The 18,907-nt window shown below is 67.9% G+C and carries 19 protein-coding genes; 2 read left to right on the forward strand and 17 right to left on the reverse strand.

Translation table 11 applies throughout. The features are described 5' to 3' along the window. Positions 1-72: 72 nt before the first annotated feature. From rseP to OVA13_RS01010, 8 genes are all read right to left on the reverse strand, one after another. Positions 73-1,434 (reverse strand): RIP metalloprotease RseP, encoded by a 1,362-nt coding sequence (rseP, locus tag OVA13_RS00975; protein WP_267791984.1) that lies wholly within the window; start codon positions 1,432-1,434, stop codon positions 73-75. 12 nt (positions 1,435-1,446) lie between these two features. Beyond that, positions 1,447-2,631, reverse strand: coding sequence for a 1-deoxy-D-xylulose-5-phosphate reductoisomerase (gene dxr / locus OVA13_RS00980; protein ID WP_267791985.1), 1,185 nt, complete (start codon positions 2,629-2,631; stop codon positions 1,447-1,449). Position 2,632: 1 nt separating this feature from the next. Then, positions 2,633-3,493 (reverse strand): phosphatidate cytidylyltransferase, encoded by an 861-nt coding sequence (locus OVA13_RS00985; protein ID WP_267791986.1) that lies wholly within the window; start codon positions 3,491-3,493, stop codon positions 2,633-2,635. Beyond that, positions 3,490-4,248, reverse strand: coding sequence for a polyprenyl diphosphate synthase (uppS, locus tag OVA13_RS00990; RefSeq protein ID WP_267791987.1), 759 nt, complete (start codon positions 4,246-4,248; stop codon positions 3,490-3,492). The genes OVA13_RS00985 and uppS overlap by 4 nt, the downstream gene beginning before the upstream one ends. An 8-nt stretch (positions 4,249-4,256) precedes the next feature. Continuing rightward, a complete protein-coding gene (gene frr / locus OVA13_RS00995; protein ID WP_267793589.1) occupies positions 4,257-4,814 on the reverse strand; it encodes a ribosome recycling factor in 558 nt (185 codons plus the stop codon). 77 nt (positions 4,815-4,891) lie between these two features. Further along, complete coding sequence (locus OVA13_RS01000; RefSeq protein WP_267791988.1) at positions 4,892-5,809, reverse strand: cation diffusion facilitator family transporter; 918 nt, start codon at positions 5,807-5,809, stop codon at positions 4,892-4,894. Between the two features lie 103 nt (positions 5,810-5,912). Next, positions 5,913-6,638 (reverse strand): UMP kinase, encoded by a 726-nt coding sequence (gene pyrH, locus OVA13_RS01005; RefSeq protein WP_267791989.1) that lies wholly within the window; start codon positions 6,636-6,638, stop codon positions 5,913-5,915. 51 nt (positions 6,639-6,689) lie between these two features. Beyond that, entirely contained in the window at positions 6,690-7,046 is a 357-nt protein-coding gene (locus OVA13_RS01010; protein WP_267791990.1) for a cupin domain-containing protein, read from the reverse strand. Positions 7,047-7,112: 66 nt separating this feature from the next. Between OVA13_RS01010 and OVA13_RS01015 the strand changes: the two genes are divergently transcribed. After that, positions 7,113-7,808 (forward strand): AIM24 family protein, encoded by a 696-nt coding sequence (locus tag OVA13_RS01015; RefSeq protein ID WP_267791991.1) that lies wholly within the window; start codon positions 7,113-7,115, stop codon positions 7,806-7,808. A gap of 20 nt (positions 7,809-7,828) precedes the next feature. Here the strand turns inward: OVA13_RS01015 and OVA13_RS01020 are convergent, their stop codons facing one another. From OVA13_RS01020 to OVA13_RS01060, 9 genes are all read right to left on the reverse strand, one after another. Next, entirely contained in the window at positions 7,829-9,328 is a 1,500-nt protein-coding gene (locus OVA13_RS01020) for a GGDEF domain-containing protein (protein ID WP_267791992.1), read from the reverse strand. A 192-nt stretch (positions 9,329-9,520) separates the two neighbouring features. Continuing rightward, positions 9,521-10,399 carry a translation elongation factor Ts gene (gene tsf / locus OVA13_RS01025; protein WP_267791993.1) on the reverse strand — a complete coding sequence of 293 codons (879 nt, stop codon included), beginning with the start codon at positions 10,397-10,399 and terminating at the stop codon, positions 9,521-9,523. 196 nt (positions 10,400-10,595) lie between these two features. Then, entirely contained in the window at positions 10,596-11,408 is an 813-nt protein-coding gene (gene rpsB, locus OVA13_RS01030; RefSeq protein ID WP_267791994.1) for a 30S ribosomal protein S2, read from the reverse strand. 248 nt (positions 11,409-11,656) lie between these two features. Beyond that, positions 11,657-12,379, reverse strand: coding sequence for a fimbrial biogenesis chaperone (locus OVA13_RS01035; RefSeq protein ID WP_267791995.1), 723 nt, complete (start codon positions 12,377-12,379; stop codon positions 11,657-11,659). A 9-nt stretch (positions 12,380-12,388) separates the two neighbouring features. Continuing rightward, a complete protein-coding gene (locus OVA13_RS01040) occupies positions 12,389-12,775 on the reverse strand; it encodes a hypothetical protein (protein WP_267791996.1) in 387 nt (128 codons plus the stop codon). A gap of 150 nt (positions 12,776-12,925) precedes the next feature. Then, positions 12,926-13,963, reverse strand: a complete 1,038-nt coding sequence (locus OVA13_RS01045; protein ID WP_267791997.1) for a Csu type fimbrial protein — start codon at positions 13,961-13,963, stop codon at positions 12,926-12,928. Next, on the reverse strand, positions 13,960-16,356 hold the full coding sequence (locus tag OVA13_RS01050; RefSeq protein WP_267791998.1) for a fimbria/pilus outer membrane usher protein: 2,397 nt from the start codon (positions 16,354-16,356) through the stop codon (positions 13,960-13,962). Before OVA13_RS01050 ends, OVA13_RS01045 begins: the two co-directional genes overlap by 4 nt. Before the next feature lie 28 nt (positions 16,357-16,384). Further along, entirely contained in the window at positions 16,385-17,179 is a 795-nt protein-coding gene (locus OVA13_RS01055) for a fimbrial biogenesis chaperone (RefSeq protein ID WP_267791999.1), read from the reverse strand. Between the two features lie 6 nt (positions 17,180-17,185). Next, on the reverse strand, positions 17,186-17,695 hold the full coding sequence (locus OVA13_RS01060) for a Csu type fimbrial protein (protein WP_267792000.1): 510 nt from the start codon (positions 17,693-17,695) through the stop codon (positions 17,186-17,188). 404 nt (positions 17,696-18,099) lie between these two features. On the opposite strand from OVA13_RS01060, the gene map reads away from it, so the two are divergent. Further along, a complete protein-coding gene (map, locus tag OVA13_RS01065; RefSeq protein WP_267792001.1) occupies positions 18,100-18,894 on the forward strand; it encodes a type I methionyl aminopeptidase in 795 nt (264 codons plus the stop codon). Positions 18,895-18,907: the final 13 nt, after the last annotated feature.

The following is an 18,907-nucleotide window of genomic DNA, read 5'->3' on the forward strand; positions in this document are numbered from 1 at the left end:
GGGCTGGCGTAAGGCTTGCTGATGGAAAGCAGGCCGTTTTGGAGCGGGCCGGCATGAAAAAGTTCAAAGGCATCAAGTCACCAGACGGAGAATGTCGTTGTAGAACGCCAGGCCCATCAGGCCGGCCAGCAGGGCCAGACCCACATATTGCCCTGTTGCCATGGTGCGTTCACTCAACGGGCTGCCTTTGACCAACTCGATAAGGTAATACAGCAGGTGCCCGCCGTCCAAGACGGGGATGGGCAGCAGGTTGATGATGGCCAGGCTGAGGGACAGCAGGGCCAGGAAGTAGAGGAACCAGTCCGCGCCCCGCTGGGCGGTGACGTTGGCCGTCCGCGCGATGGTGATGGGGCCGGAAATGTTCTTCAGCGACGCGTCGCCGGTCAGCATGCGACGCATCATGCCCAGCGAATCGGTGGCCAGGTTGCGGGTTTCGCGGAAGGCCGCCGGTATCGCGGCCAAGGGACCGTACTGCTGGGTCGCGTCGTAAGGGGGGAGTTCCCGGGTTTTCGGCGACTCCAGGCCCAGGCCCCAGTAGGACGCGCCGGTTTCGGGATTGCGCATGGAGCGGGGGGTCAGCTCCAGCGCGAGGCGCTCGCCAGCGCGGTCGACTTCCACCATGGCGCTGCCGCCGCGCTCGCCCAGCGCCTTGACCAGATCGGGGATCTGGCCGAAGTCGCTCACCGGGTGGCCGTCGATGGCCGTGACCAGGTCGCCGGGCTTGATGATGCCGGCGGCAGGCCCGTCGGGCTTGACAGCCCCCACCAGCGCGGGGACTTCCCAGTGGCGCCATGCCAGCCCGGTCAGGGAGGCGACGTTTTCCTGGTCGAAGCCGACCGGCAGCCGCGACAGCGGCAGGACGCGGCTCTGGGTATCCCCGTTGGCCTTCTCGACGCGAACCGGCACGTCGGCACCGTCGATGGCGGCCTTGGTCAGCACCATGGAGGCTTCCGTCCACGTACCGACAGGACGGTCACCGATCGCCAGCAGCCGATCGCCACGTTCGAAGCCGGCGTCGGCGGCGATACCGTCCACGTTGCCCAGCGTCGCGGAAAAGTCCTGCTTGCCGATGACGAACATGGCCCACAGCAGGGCCACGCACAGGACGAGGTTGGCGATGGGGCCGGCGGCGACCACGGCGATGCGCTGCCAGACCGGCTTGCGGTTGAAGGCCTGGTCCAGTTGCGAGGCGGGGACGTTGCCCTCGGCTTCGTCCAGCATCTTCACGTAGCCGCCCAGCGGGATCGCGGCGAGGGCGAACTCGGTGCCATGGCGATCGCGGCGCGACCAGAACGGCTTGCCGAAGCCGACCGAAAAACGCAGCACCTTCACGCCGCAGCGGCGCGCCACCCAGAAGTGGCCGAACTCATGGAAGGTGACCAGCACGCCCAAGGCCACGATCATCCACCAGATCGAGCCCAGCAGGTCACTCATGGTTGTGCGTGCTCATGGTGTGTGGCCTGCAAGGTTGTGTTCGGTGACACGTCGGGCCTGCGCATCGGCGGCCAGCAACGCCTCCAGTGAATCGGCGGGCGTTGCGGGCAACGCCGCCAGGGAGGCTTCGACCAGCGCGGGAATGGATAGGAAACCGATTTCGCCCTGAAGAAAGGCTGAAACCGCCACTTCATTGGCCGCATTCAGCACCGCCGGGGCGGTGCCGCCGGCCTCCATCGCGTGCCACGCCAGGCGCAGGCAGGGGAATGCGTCGGTATCCGGCGCCTCGAACTCCAGTTTCGGATGCGCCAGCAGGTCCAGCCCACCGACCCCCGACGCGATGCGGTCGGGCCAACCCAGACCGACCGCCAGCGAGGTGCGCATGTCGGGAAGTCCCAGCTGGGCCAGCGTGGAGCCGTCCACGAACTCCACCAGCGAGTGCACCAGGCTCTGCGGGTGCACCAGCACGTCAAGGCGTTCGCGCGAGACGTCGAAGAGATGGTGCGCTTCGATCAGTTCCAGGCCCTTGTTCATCAGCGTGGCCGAGTCGACCGAGATCTTCGGGCCCATCGACCACTTGGGGTGCGCGACGGCCTGTTCGCGGGTCACCGCGGTCAATTCGGCCCGCGTGCGCCCACGGAAGGGACCGCCCGAGGCCGTCAGCACGATGCGCCGCACATCCGCCTGAGCCCGGCGTGAACGCAGGCACTGGAAGATGGCGTTGTGTTCGCTGTCGATGGGGATGATCTCGGCCCCCGCGGCATCGGCGGCGGTGGTCAGCAGTTCACCGGCCAGTACCAGCGATTCCTTGTTGGCCAGCAGCAGGCGCTTGCCCGCGCGCGCGGCCGCCAAGGTCGAGGACAGACCGGCGGCGCCGACGATCGCGGCCACCACGGTATCGCAGGCGTCGCTGGCGACCAGCTGGTCCAGTGGTGCATCGCCTGCATGGGGTTGGGTCGACAGGCCGGCGCCGGCGAGTCCGTCGCGCAGCGCGGCGAACAGTGCCGGGTCCGCAATCACGGCGTGCGCGGGTCGATGCGCGACGCACAGGGCCACCAGCGCGTCGACATTGCGGCCGGCGGCCAGCACGCTGGCCCGATAGCGGTCGGGGTGGCGGGCGATGACGTCCAGCGCGGACGCCCCGATCGAGCCCGTGGCGCCCAGCACCGCTACGTTGCGTAATGCCTGTTCGGCCATGTCAGAACCCGAACAGTTCCTTGCCCAGCGCGAACACCGGCAGCGCGGCGAGCACACCATCCAGCCGGTCCAGCACGCCACCGTGGCCCGGGATCAGGTCGCCGGAATCCTTGGCGCCCACGTGCCGTTTCAGCAGGCTCTCGAACAGGTCGCCCACTACCGAGAACAGCACGGTGAACACGGCCACCAGCAGCACGGCCGGCAGCTGCGCCGCGCCGGCGCCGGCGATCAGCGCGCCGGCGACGGCGACCAGCATGCCGGCGGCCAGGCCGCCCAGCAGGCCCTCGATCGTCTTGTTCGGGCTGATGCGCGGGGCCAGCTTGCGGGTGCCGAACCACCTGCCGCCGAAATGACGGCCGGCGAAATACGCCCCGCTGTCCGCTGCCCAGACGATGGCCAACGCGACGAACAGCCACACATGCCCGTTCGGCTGGCTCGCGTGGATCAGCCCCAGCGCGCACCACGCCGGCACGACGGCCAGGGTCCCGGCGGCCAGCTTGAACACGCGCGCCCAGGTCTCATGGTTCGAGGCAAAGGAGAAGCGGCCCAGCCAAAACAGCGCCAGCAGCCACCACACCACGCCCAGCAGCGACACCAGCCGCAATGGCACCAGGTCGGGCGACCCCTGCGAGGCCCACACCAGCAGCACCATCAGCAGCAGGTTGGTGGTCAGCAGCACCGTGCGTTGCAGGGTGTCGTCGATCTCCGCCAGCTTGAACCATTCCCACAGGCCCACCAGGAAGACCAGCGCGGCCAGCATGGCCAGCCATGACGTGGGCAGCAGCAGGATGGCGCCGATGGCGAACGGGGCCATCACCAGGGCGGCGATGACGCGGACCTTGGTCGCGCTGGGATTGCTCATGCGGGGAGTTTCTCCGTGGCGCCACCGGCCACCTGGGCACTGGTCAGGCCGAAGCGGCGTTCGCGTTGCGCATAGTCGTCCAGCGCACGCTGCAGCAGGGGTGCATCCAGGTCGGGCCACAGCACGTCGGTAAACCAGAGTTCGGTGTACGCCAGTTGCCACAGCAGGAAATTGCTGACGCGATGGTCGCCGCCGGTGCGGATGAACAGGTCCGGCGCCGGCAGGTCGGCCAGCGAGATGCGCGCCCCCAGAGCGGCTTCGTCGATGTCCTCCGGCTTCAGCCGCCCGGCCGCGACATCGGCGGCCAGCGCGCGCGCGGCCTGCGCGATGTCCTGCCGGCCACCGTAGCTGGCGGCAACGTTGAGGTGCAGGCGCGTGTTGCCGGCGGTCAGCGATTCCGCGACCTGCATGCGCTGGCGGATGTCGGCGGCGAAGCGTTCGCGTTCGCCGATGAAACGCACGCGCACGCCACGGCGATGGAGTTCTTCGACTTCACGGTCCAGGGCGCCGAGGAACAGCTTCATCAGCGCGCCGACTTCCTCTTCCGGCCGGCCCCAGTTCTCGCTGGAGAACGCGAACAGTGTCAGCGCCTGGACGCCGCGTTCCAGGCAGAAGTCGATGCAGACGTTGACCGCACGCGCGCCGGCACGATGGCCGATGGCGCGTGGACGGCGGCGACGCTCGGCCCAGCGCCCGTTGCCGTCCATGATGACGGCCAGGTGGTGGGGCACGGGCGGGGAGGCAGCAATGGACATGGCAGTCTTCAGACCGCCATCAGTTCCTGTTCCTTGGCCTTGACCACGTCATCGACGTCCTTGATGGACTTGTCGGTGAGCTTCTGGATCTCTTCCTCGGTCCGGCGCTCTTCATCCTCGGTGATCTGCTTGTCCTTCAGCAGATCCTTGATCTGCTGGTTGGCGTCACGGCGGATGTTGCGGATGGCGACCTTGGCGTCTTCGCCTTCCGAATGCACGACCTTGGACAGCTCCTTGCGGCGCTCCTCGGTCAGGGCGGGCAGGTTGAGGCGGATCGTGGTGCCCGCGGTGTTCGGTGTCAGGCCCAGGTCGGAAGCCAGGATGGCCTTCTCGACCGCACCCACCATCTGCTTCTCCCACGGGGTGATCGTCAGGGAGCGCGCATCGGAGACGGCGACGGTTGCAACCTGCGACAGCGGCATGTCGGAGCCGTAGTAGTTGACCTTCAGGTGTTCGACGAGCGCCGTGGATGCACGGCCGGTGCGGACCTTGACCAGCGTGTGGCGCAGCGCGTCGATGCTCTTGGCCATGCGCGCCTGTGCGTCTTTCTTGATGTCGTTGAGCATCGCGGATTCCATTGCAAAGCCTGTAAACGACCGATTATAGGGCGATTCGCCGCCGTTGCCGACCGTCCCGGCGGCGTTCAGTGCGAATGATGCGGCGCGGCATCGTGCAGATCGTGCTGGCAGGAGCCGCCGCGCTCGATCTGCAGGGTGGCGTGGTTGATGCCGAACCGGTGGTCGAGTGCATGGAGGGTGGTATCGATGAACGCATCGTTGTCGTCCCCGCGGGGACGGACCAGATGCGCGGTCAGGGCGATTTCGCCTGCGCCCAAGGGCCAGATGTGCAGGTGGTGCACGGCGGTGACGCCCGGCTGGGCACCCAGGAACGCCGCGACCGCCGCCTGGTCGATACCGGAGGGCACCGCGTCCATGGCGGCATTGAAGCTGTCGCGCAGCAGGCCGAACGTGCCCACCGCGATCACCACACCGATCAGCAGTGCGGTCGCCGGGTCCAGCCAGGCCCAGCCGAACACGGCCATGCCGATGCCGGCAAGCACCGCTGCCAGCGACACGGCCGCATCCGCCATCAGGTGCAGGAAGGCGCCGCGCTTGTTCAGGTCATGCGCATGGCCGTCCTTGACCAGCCACGCCGCGCCCAGGTTGACCACGATGCCCAGTGCCGCGACCACGATGACCGGCGTGGCGGGAATGGCAGGCGGAGCACTGAACCGGCGCACGGCCTCCCAGCCCAGGGCGCCGGAGAACACCATCAGCAGGATGGCGTTTGCCAGCGGCGACAGCAGGGTCGCGCGCCGCCAGCCATAGGTGTGGCGGCCGCTCGGGGGGCGCCGCGCCAGCGAGGCGGCGGCCCAGGCCAGGCCAAGCCCGAGCACATCGCCCAGGTTGTGCAGGGCATCGGACAGCAAAGCCAGTGAATTGGTGTAGAAGCCGTAACCCGCTTCCAGTGCCGTATAGGCCAGGTTGATCAGCGTGACCAGCGCGAAGGCGCGCGTCGCCGAGCCGTGCGGGTGATGGTGTGCGCCGTGTCCGTGTCCCATGGCGTCAGCGTGCCGTCGGTGCGGCGCGGACACTATTACAGCGAGGCATCAGGCCGGCGACCGTCGCGGGCGGATCCGCGGACGGCGCGCCAGTCGATGTGGCTCAACCCCGGCCCTTCACCAGTGTGCCGACGTGCTCCCCGCGCAGGATTCGCATCAGGTTGCCGGGCACGGACAGGTCGTAGATGCGCAGCGGCACGTCGCTGTCGCGGCACAGGGCGAAGGCGGCGGTGTCCATCACCTGCAGGTCGCGGGCGAGGACTTCGTCGTAGGTCAGCTGGTCGAAGCGCTTGGCGTCGGCGTGCTTGCTGGGGTCCTTGTCGTAGACGCCATCCACCTTGGTGGCCTTCAACAGCAGGTCAGCGCCGATCTCGATGGCGCGCAGCGCGGCGCCCGAGTCGGTGGTGAAGAAAGGATTGCCGGTACCGGCGGCGAAGATCGCGATGCGGCCCTTTTCCAGGTGGCGGATGGCGCGGCGGCGGATGTAGTCCTCGCACACGTCGTTGATCTTCAGCGCGCTCATCACGCGGCACTTGGCGCCAAGTTTTTCCAGCGCGTCCTGCATGGCCAGCGCGTTGATGACGGTGGCCAGCATGCCCATCTGGTCGCCGGTCACGCGGTCCATGCCGCCTGCCGCCAGGCCCGCGCCGCGGAAGATGTTGCCGCCGCCGATGACCAGGCCCACCTCGGCGCCGGCTTCGCGCGCCTCGATGATCTCGCGCGCGATGCGGCCGATCACCACCGGATCGATGCCGTAGTCTTCGGCCCCCATCAGCGCTTCGCCGGACAGTTTGAGCAGGATGCGGCGATAAGCGAGGGGTGCGGGCATGGGATTCTCGGCGTGGGGGCAACCAGGGCAATTCTAGCCGAGCGCGCCCCGTCAGTCGCCCGGTTCGTAGATCGCGTAGAGCTTGCGGGCGGTTTCCAGCACTTCCCAGGTACCGCTGAAACCCGCGGGCACCACGAAGCTGTCGCCGGCCACCAGCAGCGTTTCCTCGCCGTCATCGCCACGCAGGCGCACGCGGCCGCTCAACAGGTGGCAGAACTCGTGTTCCGTGTACTGCACGCGCCAGTGGCCGACGCCACCCTCCCAGACGCCACAGTGGAAGCGGTTGCCCGCATCGGAGTAGGCATTGGCCACCGCCTGCAGCGGCGTGCCGGCCAGCAGGCGGTCGGCGGGCACGGGTTCATGGGGAGCGTCGCCCAGCGTGTGCGACAGGCGGAGGATGCGGGGCATGGGCGGGGCCGGCCGGGAGTCCGCCGTATGATGGCGCTCCCGTTCCATCATGATCAAGGAAGCCCCATGAGCGTGCGTACCCTGCAGGAATTCCTCGCGTCCTCGAAAGAGAAGGATGCCAGTGCCGATGCTTTCGAACTGGAAAGCCCGCATCTGCTGGAAGTCCGGCTGAACGGCCTGGTCTGGGCCAAGGCCGGCGCGATGGTCGCGCGCAAGGGCAGCGTCAAGTTCACCCGCCAGGGCGTGCTGGAACAGGGACTCGGCAACCTGCTGAAGAAGGCCGTCAGCGGCGAAGGCATGCAGCTGATGAAGATCGAGGGGCAGGGACGCGTCTACCTGGCCGATGCCGGCAAGAAGATCACCCTGCTGCGCCTCGCGGGCGAATCGATCTTCGTCAACGGCAACGATGTGCTGGCGGTGGAATCGGGCATCGAGAGCCGCATCACCATGATGCGCAAGGTGGCCGGCATGCTGTCCGGCGGCCTGTTCAACGTGCGGCTGAGTGGCCATGGCATCGTGGCCATCACCTCCCACTACGAACCGCTGACCTTGCCCGTCAATGCGCAGACCGGCCCCGTCTTCACCGATCCGAATGCCACCGTCGCCTGGTCGGGCGGACTGTCGCCGGAAATCATCACCGACGTATCGCTCGGTACGCTGCTGGGGCGTGGGTCGGGTGAAAGTATCCAGCTGCGCTTCGCCGGCGAGGGTTGGGTGGTGGTGCAGCCCTACGAAGAGGTCGCGCTGCAGCCGAGGCCCTGACGCAGGGCGGCGGTCGCGCGTCAGCCGCCCATCGTCGCGCCGACCGCGACACGGTTGCGGCCCTCGCGCTTGGCGCCGTAGAGCGCCTCGTCGGCCGCGCGCAGCAGGTCGTCCACGTCCTGGTACTGGTCCAGCGTGCCTTGCGTGGCGAGGCCGGCCGAGAAAGTGATGTACAGCGGTGCGCCCGCAGGATGCGCCATGGCGAGCCCGGACACGTCGGCCAGGATGCGGCGCACGACGTGGGCAGCGGCGTCTTCGCCGATGCCGGGCAGCACGATCAGGAATTCCTCACCGCCATAGCGCGCCACGATGTCGCTGCTGCGCACATGCCTCACCAGCGCCTGCGCGAAGGTGCGCAGCACTTCGTCGCCGACCAGGTGCCCCCAGCGGTCGTTGACCTGCTTGAAATCGTCCAGGTCGATGAAGGCGATCGACAACGGCCAGCCGTGGCGGGTCGCCGTCTCGAACTCCTTTTCCAGCACGGTTTCCAGCTGCCCGCGGTTGTAGACGCCGGTCAGCGGGTCGCGGCGCACTTCCTCGGCCAGGCGACGGGCGCGGCTCTCCGATTCGTCGGCGTCCTTGCGCGCGCGCGCCGCATCCTGGATCTCGCGCAGGTTGCGCACCACCAGCAGTTCGCGCGCCTGGTCCAGCAGGGCTTCGATGCGGGCCGGCGCGCTGACAGGGATATCGAACAGGGCGCAGATCTCGGGAAGCATGGTGGCCATCTGCTCGATCACGCCGACGAAGGCCAGCTCGTCCAGTCCCAGTCGCGCGGCGGATTCGGCCGCAGCGCGTTGATGTGCGGCGTGCGTTGCCGCGGGATCGGCGGCAAGCCAGATGTCGGCGACCAGGCCGGAAACCGCCACGCAGGCGTGGAACGGGTGGCTGGATGCATCCGATTCGCTCTCGGAGATGGCCGTCTGCAGCAGCGCCGGCAGGTTCCAGTGCCGCGCCATCCAGTCGCCGACGGCGGCATGGTCGCTGCCGAAGCGCTCGCGTTCGGCCTCCCGCAGGCCGGCGCGGTCGTCGGCATGGCGGGCCAGCAGCACGGCGTAGTCGTCGGGGTGTACCTGCAGCAGGGCCAGCATGCCGATGTCCTGCAGCAGGCCGGCCAGCATCAGTTCTTCCAGCTTGCGCAGGCCGACCCGCTGGCCGAGCAGGCGGCTGGCGAGCGCGGCGATCACGCTGCGGCGCCACACGCGTTCCTGCGCCGCGGGATGGTGGCCACCGCGCGGCCCCTGGGCCAGCGAGAACCCCAGCGCCAGGGTCAGCGTCGCGTTGAGTCCCAGCAGCGTCAGCGCCTGGCTGAGGTTGTCCACCCGGCGCCGGCTGGCGTACAGCGGCGAGTTGGCGATGCGCAGCATGCGCGCGCTGAGGGCGGCATCCAGGCCGATCGTGTCGGCGGCGGTGGCCATCACCACGTCGGGGTCCTGTGCCAGTTCGATGATGCGCAGCGCGACGCCCGGCGGGCTAGGCAGGTTTCGGCAATTCAGCAACAGGGCTTCAAGGTCGGAACGCATCGCGAATGCGGCACTACACAGGTAAGGGCATGCAGCATGCCAGCAGAAGGCGACGGAATGTCACCTTTGTACCCAGTTTCGGCCCCGATCCGGCAAACTTTAGCGGGCGCGGCGCGAAGGGCCCGCAGGCATCAGAACGGAAAAAGCCGCGGTTTCCCGCGGCTTTCCCTGTGCAACGAAACGGACGGTGGCTTACGCCAGGCCAGCCTGCTTCATCACTTCGGCGGCGTAGTCTTCCACCACCTTCTCGATGCCTTCGCCAACAGCCAGGCGCTGCATGCTGACGACGTCGCCGCCGGCGGTCTTCAGCACGGCTTCCACCGTCTGGTTGGTGTCCAGCACGTACGGCTGGCCGTACAGGGTGACTTCGTTGACGATCTTGGCGATCTTGCCGCTGATGATCTTTTCCAGGATGTCGGCCGGCTTGTTCTTGTCCTTGTCGGACATCTTGGCCAGTTCGATTTCCTTTTCCTTCGCCACGAACTCGGCCGGCACGTCGGCGGCCTTGATGTGCGGGGGGTTCATGGCGGCCACGTGCATGGCCAGGCCACGCGCCAGCTCGGCGTCGCCGCCCTTCACTTCGACCAGCACGCCGATCTTGCCGCCGTGCACGTAGGCCGCGACGTTGTTGGCGCTGTCCACGCGCACCAGGCGACGGATCAGGATGTTCTCGCCCAGCTTGGCGATGGCGGCGGCACGGGATTCCTCGACGGTCTCGCCCGAGGCCAGCTTGGCGGCCTTCAGAGCGTCGACGTCGGTGGCGCCCGAAGCCAGCGCAGCCTGGGCCACGGCATCGGCGAACGCCAGGAAGTTGGTGTCCTTGGCGACGAAGTCGGTTTCGGAGTTGATCTCGACCAGCACGGCCTTGCCGCCGTCCTGCGCGACCGCGATGCGGCCTTCGGCGGCGACGCGGTCGGCCTTCTTGTCGGCCTTGGCCAGGCCCTGCTTGCGCAGCCACTCGGCGGAGACGTCGATGTCGCCGTTGTTCTCGGTGAGCGCCTTCTTGCACTCCATCATGCCGGCGCCGGTGCGCTCGCGCAGTTCCTTGACCAGGGAAGCGGTGATTTCCACGGGATTACCTCAATTTAGATTGGCAAAGCCCCTCTCCGTCGGAAGAGGGGTTGGGGTGAAGGTCCGGCGGGTCGCGACGCCTTCAGCGCCAACGTGCCTGCCGTACCCTCATCCGCCCTGCGGGCACCTTCTCCCGATGGGAGAAGGGATGAACATGAGCAGCCGCGCACTTTGGCGCGGCTGCATTGCAGCCGGATTACTCGGCGGCAGCGGCGTCGTCGGACTTCTTGGCGGCGGCCTTCTTGGCCGGCGCGCGACGGGCGCCCTTGGCGTCGCCTTCCGCACCTTCGACGAACTCTTCCTCGCGCACGGTGGCAGCGTTCGGCTGGGCGGCCTTGCCTTCCAGCACGGCGTCGGCAGCGGCACGTGCATACAGCTGCACGGCGCGGATGGCGTCGTCGTTGCCGGGGATGGCGTAGTCGACCAGGGCCGGGTCGTAATTGGAGTCGACCACCGCGATCACCGGGATGCCGAGCTTCTTGGCTTCCTTGATGGCGATGTCTTCATGGCCGATGTCGATGACGAACAGCGCGTCCGGCAGGCGGTTCATTTCCTTGATGCCGCCCAGCGAGGCCAGCAGCTTCTCGCGCTCGCGGCGCAGGCCCAGCACTTCGTGCTTGACCAGCTTCTCGAACGTGCCGTCGGTTTCGGCGGCTTCCAGTTCCTTCAGGCGGGCGACCGACTTCTTCACGGTGGCGAAGTTGGTCAGCGTGCCGCCCAGCCAGCGCTGGGTCATGAACGGCATGCCGCAACGCTCGGCTTCTTCCTTCACGGCCTCGCGCGCACTGCGCTTGGTGCCCAGGAACAGGATGGTGCCGCGCTTCTGCGCGACGCCCGAGATGAAGTTCATCGCGTCGTTGAACAGCGGAACGGTCTTCTCGAGGTTGATGATGTGGATCTTGCCGCGGGCACCGAAGATGTACGGTGCCATCTTGGGGTTCCAGTAGCGGGTCTGGTGGCCGAAATGGACGCCGGCTTCCAGCATCTGGCGCATGGTGACTTGGGGCATTGCATTAACTCCATCGATGGGGAACCCACCGTCCGGTTCAATGGGGGACGGCGCCGGTGAGGGCGGGGTTCCGGGGTTGGGCCTCCCTGCGGCTTCCGTTTCCGAACCCTTCAGCGAAGGGCACCCCGGCACGGGTTGGGGCAGCAGGTGTGGATTCGTCGGTGTGGCCCGACGTGGGCCGCGTTGGACGGGCAACCGCCCGGGCAAAGCCTGCGGAGTATAGCGGGCCCGGGGGTTCTGCCGCAAACCTACCGGGCCTGGGCGGCCGGCAGGGGGCGTTCGGTGCGGTCCTGGTTCACCTTGGCGACGAACTCGCCGTCCGCATACCCGCCCGGCCGTTCGGGTAACGCCCAGGTCTTGTACTGGCCGGGCAGCACGTAGCCGGCCAGGCGGTCGGCCACCGCCACGCGGCGGCCGTCGGCATCGCGATACCCCAGATCGGCCAGCCGGGCATGGGTGCTGCCATGGTTGTCCACCCGCAGCAGGGTGCGCCGGTCTTCGCGGGACAGCGAGGCGCTCAGGCGGGGGGCGCCGGGCGCGGCGGGGGCCACGAACACCGGCGCCGAGTAGCGCAGCACGGTCTGCTGGCCGGTGACGCCCGGCCGGGGCAGCTGGTCGATCAGGATGCGGTAACTGCCTTCCTGCGGCGTGGCGTCATCGCCCAGGCGGATCAGCCGCACCACCTGCCGCTGGCGGGGGGCGATTTCCATGATCGGGGGACTGACGGCCATGTCGCGCGTGGGCGTGAGTTTTTCCTGGCCCTCATGCTGGGTCCAGCGGTAAAGCCGCACCTGCGCGTGCAGGGGCTGGTCACCGGTGTTGCTGATGCTCAGTTCGGCACTCTTCTGTCCGGCGCCCAGGGTGAGCCAGCTGGGCGAGGTGCGCAGGCCGGTCGCCGCCGTGGTGGCGCAGCCCAGCCACAGCAGCACCAGGCAGGCGAGGGTGGGCAAGCGGCGGGCTGCCACGGCCATGGGAAACGATCAGAAGGTGATCGTCGCGATGCGGATCTGGTCCGTACGCGGGTCGGCGGGGAACGGCGCCGCTTCCGCCGGGAACAGGCGGGCGTCACGCTCGTGCGGGAAGGCCTGCAGGGTGGGGTCGGGCATTGCATCTGCAGGTCGTGCGTTGGACGGCGTCCACGGCGTCACCGCCAGCTGGTGCGGCATGAAGGCGCTGCAATCGACCTGGGCGGCATCGGACTGTCCGGCCGGCTGGGCGGACAGCGCGATGTCGCAGCTGTCCACGACCGTCAGGCTGATGCGCAGTTCCGCTTGCCGGTTCTGGCCATTGGCGTCGGCCGGCGAAGCGGATGCCATCGCCAGCAGCGCCAAGGCGCCCAGGGGCAGCATCAAGGGACGGAAACGCATGGCCTGACTCCTGTACCCACGCCGTCCTCATGACGAACGTGCTCTGGTCAGGCTTTCGGCCGGTAACGGGAAGAATTGAGCCCCGGCGGGTGCCGGGAGACGCGAACTGTGACCCCGGTCGCGCAGGAGGGGGCGGCGCGGCCCGGGGCTTCAGTAGGTCAGGGTGACCGTGATGGTGTCCGAATAGGTGCCGCCGGGCACGTTGCCCTGGGCGGGCACCCGCCCGTACACCGTCAGCGACTGCGCCGCATTGGTGCCGGTGCCGTTGATGCCGTTGTTGGTGGCATTGCCCCATCGGTTCTGGCGCGCGGCGTCCCGGTACAGCTCATAGGTGATGCGGTTGGCGCCGGACGCCATGCGCCGGCTATTGCCCGCCGCATTGACGCCGTTGTCCAGGTTGACCCGCCAGGCCGTGCCGTTGGGGCATTGCAGCTGGATGGTCGATGTCTGGTCGCGGTTGGCGCTCAGGGTGCCCGCGCTGCCGAAGTCCAGATCGGTGGCCACGACCACGCGGCAGGTATTGGCGAAGGTGGCATAGACCCCCGACCAGCCGAAAGCGGCATCACCGGCGCCACCCCCGAACCCGGCCACGCCATTGCGGCAGTCCGCCTCCGAGGGTGTTATCAGATAGCCGTAGCTGTAACGGACGATGGCGTTGGCGGGAAACCCCTGGAACGGAAAGGCCGCGGGCAGGTTCTGCCCGGCGGGGACGCGCCCGTACAGCGGTACCTGCGCCAGGTAGGTGCGGCTTTCCTGCACGTCGAACGCCAGGCTGTAGAGCGGATAGGTGCTGCCCAGCGGGCCTATCAGCTGCGTGCGCGCGGCATTGGAGTACAGGTCGTAATTCATGAAGGCGCCGTTGTAGTTGGTCATCCGCCGCGGCGCCATGCCGGTGGGATTGCCTTCGCCCACGAACACGCAGACGCGGAAGCGCGCCGCCAGTCCGAACGGTGCGTTGAAGCTGGCCTGGCAGTTGAGCGCGATGTTGGTCTGCGCATCGGTGTTGCCGGCCGCGGTGACCGTGCCGAAATTGAGCGTGGCCGCGCCGGATACCCAGCAGCTCTGCGCACGGGCGGTCGTCGGCAGCAGGCACAGGCAGGCCAGCAGCACCAGCAGCCCCAGCCAGGCGCACGTCCGCGGCCACGAGGCCGCCATGCCGGTAGCAGCGGGGGACGGATTCGATGTCATTGGCACTTCAACTCCCCAAGATCCAAGCGGCCTTCGCGCGCCGGCAGGGCCGGCAGTGGCGCCATGCACTCATTCCCCTTGTGGCGCACGCGCAGACGGGCGCCCTCGGGCGGATCCTGCAGGTACACCATCCCATCGTGGCCCACGATGGTGGTCGCAACGCGGTTGCCATCGGCCGATTCCATCCATGCGGTACTGCCTACGGGCAGCCATTGGCCGTCGACGCTCTTCACCGCCAACTGCACCGACAGCGAGCGCCGCATCGCGAATCGCGCCAGCATGCCGCTGCGGCTTTCCGGCACGGCCTCCATCTGCGTGCTGCCCAGTTGCATGTCGGCGGGCAGGTCCATGGGGTCGATGGAAAGCTGGTTGCGCTGCCAGGCATTCAGGCGATTGATGAGCAGCAGGCCGTTGTCGTCGGTCTGGCCGACCACGCGGTTTTCCAGCCGCACCGGCACGCCGGGTATGCCGCTGGTATCCACCAGCGCGAAGGCATCGTCGACGCGGCGCATGGCATAGGTGTGCCCCTGCATCCAGACCAGTCCACCATTGGCGCTTGCGTAGGCGACGGTGGACGAATCGATGTTGCCGGTTCCGCGCTGATGGTCCAGGCCCGCTGTCCACTGGCCGTAACGGCCCAGCTGGCTGACCTGCGCCTGGCCGCTGCGCGTGTCGCCGACGGTGGCCTGCGCGCGCCAGCCCCAGCCGCCCAGATCGCTGGGGACGGCGCGGTTGGCTTCCAGCGTCAGGCTGTCGGCATTGTCGGTATGGCGCAGCGATGCCGACACGCTGGTCATGCGGTCCAGTGGCATCGACCAGTAAAGGAAGGCGCTGTTGCCCGTATCGTTTTCCAGGTCGCGGTTCACGCTCAGGCTGAGCAGTGAATTGCCGGGCAAGGAACGCGACCAGTTGAGGCTGGCATATCGGCTCAGCCCGACCACGGGGTAATCCTGGGTGATGTAGCTCATTCCCCATTGCCCCAGCGAGGTGCTGACGCCGATGAACGCCTGGTCGGTGCGGCGCGGCAGGTCGGCCTGTTCCAGCAGGCTGGCGACATCGCGGAACTCCGCGCTGCGCCGCAAGGTGTTCAGCGACACGCTCAGCACGCGCGAATTCCACTGATAACCCAGTCCGTACTGATGGCCGGCCAGGTCGTTGCCGCGACTGCCCGCCAGCGAAGCATTGACCACGCCGCCGCGTTCGCCCAGGCGCATCACGCCCCCGATGCCGGCCTGCGCGATACCGCGGCTGCCTTCGGCGTGGCCTTCCAGGGTGATGCGATCGGTCAGGCCATAGCGGCCGGTGGCACTGAAGAGGGGATCGTCGCCGTACTCGAACGAACGCAGGCCGTATTCGCGCCGCGTCACGCCCAGGTCCAGCGACCAGTCGGACAGGCCCGCCTGCAGCAGTTCGGGCGAGCCATACATGGAAAAGCCCACGACGCGGCTCTGCCCGTTGATGTCGGTGATGACCAGCTGCGCCTGCCCGGCACCATTGAGCGAAGGCACGCTGTCGATCTGGAAGCGGCCCGGCTGCACGTCCTGCGTGGACTGCCGCAGTCCGTCGATGTACAGGTCGACGGTGGAAGGCAGCACCGCTTCGCCGGCGAACGAGGCCAGCGGCGTGGTGATGCGATAGGGCTGCAGGGTGAAGTTGCGTGCCAGCCGCACGCCGCCGATGCGGGTGGCGCGGGTCCAGTCCAGTGCGCCGGTGATGCTGTCGCCCACCGTCAACGACACCATCGTGTCGGGCAGGTCCAGCTGCCAGTACGTGTCCAGCCGTACGCTGCGGGTGCGCTCGACGGTGGCGGCGTCGCCGGTGTTGAAGCGGGTGGACAGGGTGTTGCTCCACACGCCCGGTCCCAGCCCGAACACGCGCAGTTCGCTGAAGCCGGTCAGCGTGCCGTAGTGCTCCGCGCGCTGGCCATAGAGGTCGTAGTTGAAGATCACGCCCGGTGCACGTGTGGCCGGGTCCACGCGCGGCCTGTCCGGTTGCACGAAGCCTACGCGCTCGGTCTCGCGGTCCAGCATGGCCACGGGTACGAGCAGCGCGATGGTTTGCGTGGCGGCATCGTATTCCGCCTGCACGCCCGGCAGTTCGGCCACCGCGACCAGCCCGCTGCTGTCCGCACTGCCTGACCAGCGCAGTCCGAGTTCGCGCAGGGTGGCAGCGCTGGCGTACAGCGCGCCGTCGCGGATGACGAAGCGCGCCAGGCGGCCGGTGGTCGCGCGATTCACGCTGACTTCCAGGTAGAGCTCCTGGTCGGTGGTGGCACCGGCGTCTTCCGCGCGCGGTTCCTGCACCAGCGACAGGCCGGACACGCCGGTGGCGGCGGACTGGCCGAGGGCGTGCGCGGCAGGCGGGCCGGGAGCGGCGATCGAAGCGCCTGCCATCCCCGTCCCGGCCAGCACGGCGCACACGCTAACGGCCAGTGCCGGGCAACGGCAGCGGCCGCTCTTCCTGGTCGTCATTGAATTTGGCCTGGAAGGTACCGCCGGTGCGGGCGGGCACGGGCAGGGACACGGTCCACTGCATCTGCTGGCCCGCCAGCACATAGCCCAGCAGTCCCGGTACCACCGGTGTGCGTTGGCCATCGGGGGCGACATGGGTCAACTGGCTGATGCGGATGCGCTGGCGTCCGGCATTGCGCAGGGTCAGTTGCGCCGATTCGCCCTGCGCCTGCCAGGACCCGCTCAGGGCAGACAGGTCGGTGGGAGGGCGCGTACCGGTCTGCGCCAGCGTCGGCGTGGCACCGGTCGGCAGGGCGAACACCGGCACCGAATAGCGCAGCAGGAACTGCAGGCCCGGCGCGTCCGGCGCCTCTTCCACAGGCAGTTCGTCGACCAGCAGTCGATAGGAGACTTCCTGCGCCATCGGCGAGATCTCGCGCCTGACGATGCGTACCAGCTGACGCTGGCCGGCGGCGATTTCGAGGATGGGCGGGCTGGCGACGAGCGCATCCGTCGCGGCCAGGGCCTCCGTGCCGTCGGCCTGCGTCCATTGCTGGACACGGACCTGTGCACGGATCGGCTGCGTGCCGCTGTTGCTCAGCCACAGCCCCTGGGCCTGCTCTTCAGGCGCGAACTCCAGCGAGATCGGCGTGACCTGCAGGCTGCCGGCAAGCGCCGGCAGCATGGGCAGGCACAGCAGGGCCGCCAGGGTGGCGGCCCCCAATCCCTGCCAGCGCGTCCGCAGGGAAGACAGGCCAACGTGCATGGTGGATCAGTAGGTGACGGTGGCGATGACCGTGTCGACGTACGTGCCGGCCGGTGCATTGGTGGACGGCACGCGGCCGAAAACCGGGATGGACTGGTTGGTGGCGTTGCCGGTGCCGGCGACGGTGTCCGTGCCGATCACGTTGCCCCAGAACAGGGTACGTCCGGAATCGCGGTACAGGCCGTAGGGCACGAAATTGGTGCCGTTCGCCATGCGGCGGTTGTTGGCGCTGGCGGTGGCGGACGTGGAGTTGGCGCCGGCATTCAGGCCGATGGTGTACGGCGTGCCGTTGGTGCAGTTGACCTGCAGCGTGCCCTGGGCGTCGACCGGTGCGCCGGTGCTGCGGGCCTGGGTGGCGAAGTCGATGTTGCTGGCCGACACGGCCTGGATGTCGCAGGACTCGGTGATGACGATCTGGACCTGGAACTGGGCGGTGTCGGTGGCGGCGTTGGCCGAGGCCGACATGCCGGCGGCAACCAGGGCGGTAGCGATCAGGGTGGTCTTGAACAGGTTCATGATTCTCTCGGCTTCGACGCAGGTGCGCCATTCAGGTGGACCGGCGGCTGCCGGGCGAAACGGGTGCAGCAGAATGCGTGCCAACTTTCTGACGGACGCCCCTTCGACCGACCGGCGGTGACTTTTGCCCGCTTTTGTGAAGGAGTTGGCAATATATTGAGCAAATTACTTCACGCGTTTACAACTTTTCGTCACTTTCAAGAGACCGAAAACGTCGTTGTGTGACTTCAGTCACATTATTTCCGGGGCTCGTTTTTGAAGGCGGCGACCGATGCAAGTCCTGTGCCGGACCCAGGGCGGTTTCTCGGCGGCCGAGTTTCCGCGGGGTGTCCTGCGCGCGCCACGCGCACCCTTGCCGCGCTGTGCCCGTTCAGCCTCTGCGGCAAATAAGCGATAATCCGGACATGGCAATCCAGCTCAAAACCCCCGAAGACCTCGAGAAGATGCGTGTGGCCGGCCGTCTGGCCGCCGAAGTGCTGCAGGTCGTCGCCGCGCACGTGAAGCCCGGCGTCACCACTGCCGAACTCGACCGCATCTGCCACGACCACATCGTCAACGTGCAGAAGGCCATTCCGGCCAACATCGGCTACGGCGGCGGGCACGGACGCATTCCGTTCCCGTCCACGGTCTGCACCTCCGTCAACAACGTGATCTGTCACGGCATGCCCAGCGAGGGCAAGCTGCTGAAGGAGGGCGACATCCTCAATATCGACGTCACCGTCATCAAGGACGGCTGGCATGGCGACACCAGCCGCATGTACTTCGTCGGCACGCCGTCGGTGATGGCCAAGCGACTGGTGGAGACCACCCGCGAGGCCATGTTCCGCGGCATCCGCGCGGTCAAGCCCGGCGCGACGCTCGGCGACGTGGGCCATGCGATCCAGCAGTACGCGGAAGGCGAACGCTTCAGCGTGGTCCGCGAGTACTGCGGCCACGGCATCGGGCAGATCTACCACGACGAGCCGCAGGTGCTGCATTACGGACGGCCCGGCGAGGGCGTCGTGCTCAAGCCCGGCATGACCTTCACCATCGAACCGATGATCAACGAAGGCACCCGCCACTCCAAGGTGCTGCCGGACGGCTGGACCGTGGTCACCAAGGACCGCAAGCTGTCCGCGCAGTGGGAGCACACGGTGGCGGTCACCGACACCGGCGTCGAAATCCTCACCCGCGTACCGGGTGACGACAACGACCTGTGAATAGTCCCGTAGC

The sequence above is a fragment of the Pseudoxanthomonas sp. SL93 genome (genome assembly GCF_026625825.1).
In the GTDB taxonomy this organism is placed as follows: domain Bacteria; phylum Pseudomonadota; class Gammaproteobacteria; order Xanthomonadales; family Xanthomonadaceae; genus Pseudoxanthomonas_A.

What these genes read in the sequence shown, in the direction of transcription:
- rseP (WP_267791984.1), bottom strand. Translation starts at nt 1,434, where the DNA reads ATGAGTGACCTGCTGGGCTCGATCTGGTGGATGATCGTGGCCTTGGGC.
- map (WP_267792001.1), top strand. Translation starts at nt 18,100, where the DNA reads ATGGCAATCCAGCTCAAAACCCCCGAAGACCTCGAGAAGATGCGTGTG.
- OVA13_RS00985 (WP_267791986.1), bottom strand. Translation starts at nt 3,493, where the DNA reads ATGAGCAATCCCAGCGCGACCAAGGTCCGCGTCATCGCCGCCCTGGTG.
- frr (WP_267793589.1), bottom strand. Translation starts at nt 4,814, where the DNA reads ATGCTCAACGACATCAAGAAAGACGCACAGGCGCGCATGGCCAAGAGC.
- OVA13_RS01035 (WP_267791995.1), bottom strand. Translation starts at nt 12,379, where the DNA reads ATGGCCGTGGCAGCCCGCCGCTTGCCCACCCTCGCCTGCCTGGTGCTG.
- OVA13_RS01020 (WP_267791992.1), bottom strand. Translation starts at nt 9,328, where the DNA reads ATGCGTTCCGACCTTGAAGCCCTGTTGCTGAATTGCCGAAACCTGCCT.
- OVA13_RS01055 (WP_267791999.1), bottom strand. Translation starts at nt 17,179, where the DNA reads ATGCACGTTGGCCTGTCTTCCCTGCGGACGCGCTGGCAGGGATTGGGG.
- OVA13_RS01045 (WP_267791997.1), bottom strand. Translation starts at nt 13,963, where the DNA reads ATGACATCGAATCCGTCCCCCGCTGCTACCGGCATGGCGGCCTCGTGG.
- OVA13_RS01000 (WP_267791988.1), bottom strand. Translation starts at nt 5,809, where the DNA reads ATGGGACACGGACACGGCGCACACCATCACCCGCACGGCTCGGCGACG.
- OVA13_RS01060 (WP_267792000.1), bottom strand. Translation starts at nt 17,695, where the DNA reads ATGAACCTGTTCAAGACCACCCTGATCGCTACCGCCCTGGTTGCCGCC.
- rpsB (WP_267791994.1), bottom strand. Translation starts at nt 11,408, where the DNA reads ATGCCCCAAGTCACCATGCGCCAGATGCTGGAAGCCGGCGTCCATTTC.
- OVA13_RS01040 (WP_267791996.1), bottom strand. Translation starts at nt 12,775, where the DNA reads ATGCGTTTCCGTCCCTTGATGCTGCCCCTGGGCGCCTTGGCGCTGCTG.
- uppS (WP_267791987.1), bottom strand. Translation starts at nt 4,248, where the DNA reads ATGTCCATTGCTGCCTCCCCGCCCGTGCCCCACCACCTGGCCGTCATC.
- dxr (WP_267791985.1), bottom strand. Translation starts at nt 2,631, where the DNA reads ATGGCCGAACAGGCATTACGCAACGTAGCGGTGCTGGGCGCCACGGGC.
- OVA13_RS01050 (WP_267791998.1), bottom strand. Translation starts at nt 16,356, where the DNA reads ATGGCAGGCGCTTCGATCGCCGCTCCCGGCCCGCCTGCCGCGCACGCC.
- OVA13_RS01010 (WP_267791990.1), bottom strand. Translation starts at nt 7,046, where the DNA reads ATGCCCCGCATCCTCCGCCTGTCGCACACGCTGGGCGACGCTCCCCAT.
- OVA13_RS01015 (WP_267791991.1), top strand. Translation starts at nt 7,113, where the DNA reads ATGAGCGTGCGTACCCTGCAGGAATTCCTCGCGTCCTCGAAAGAGAAG.
- pyrH (WP_267791989.1), bottom strand. Translation starts at nt 6,638, where the DNA reads ATGCCCGCACCCCTCGCTTATCGCCGCATCCTGCTCAAACTGTCCGGC.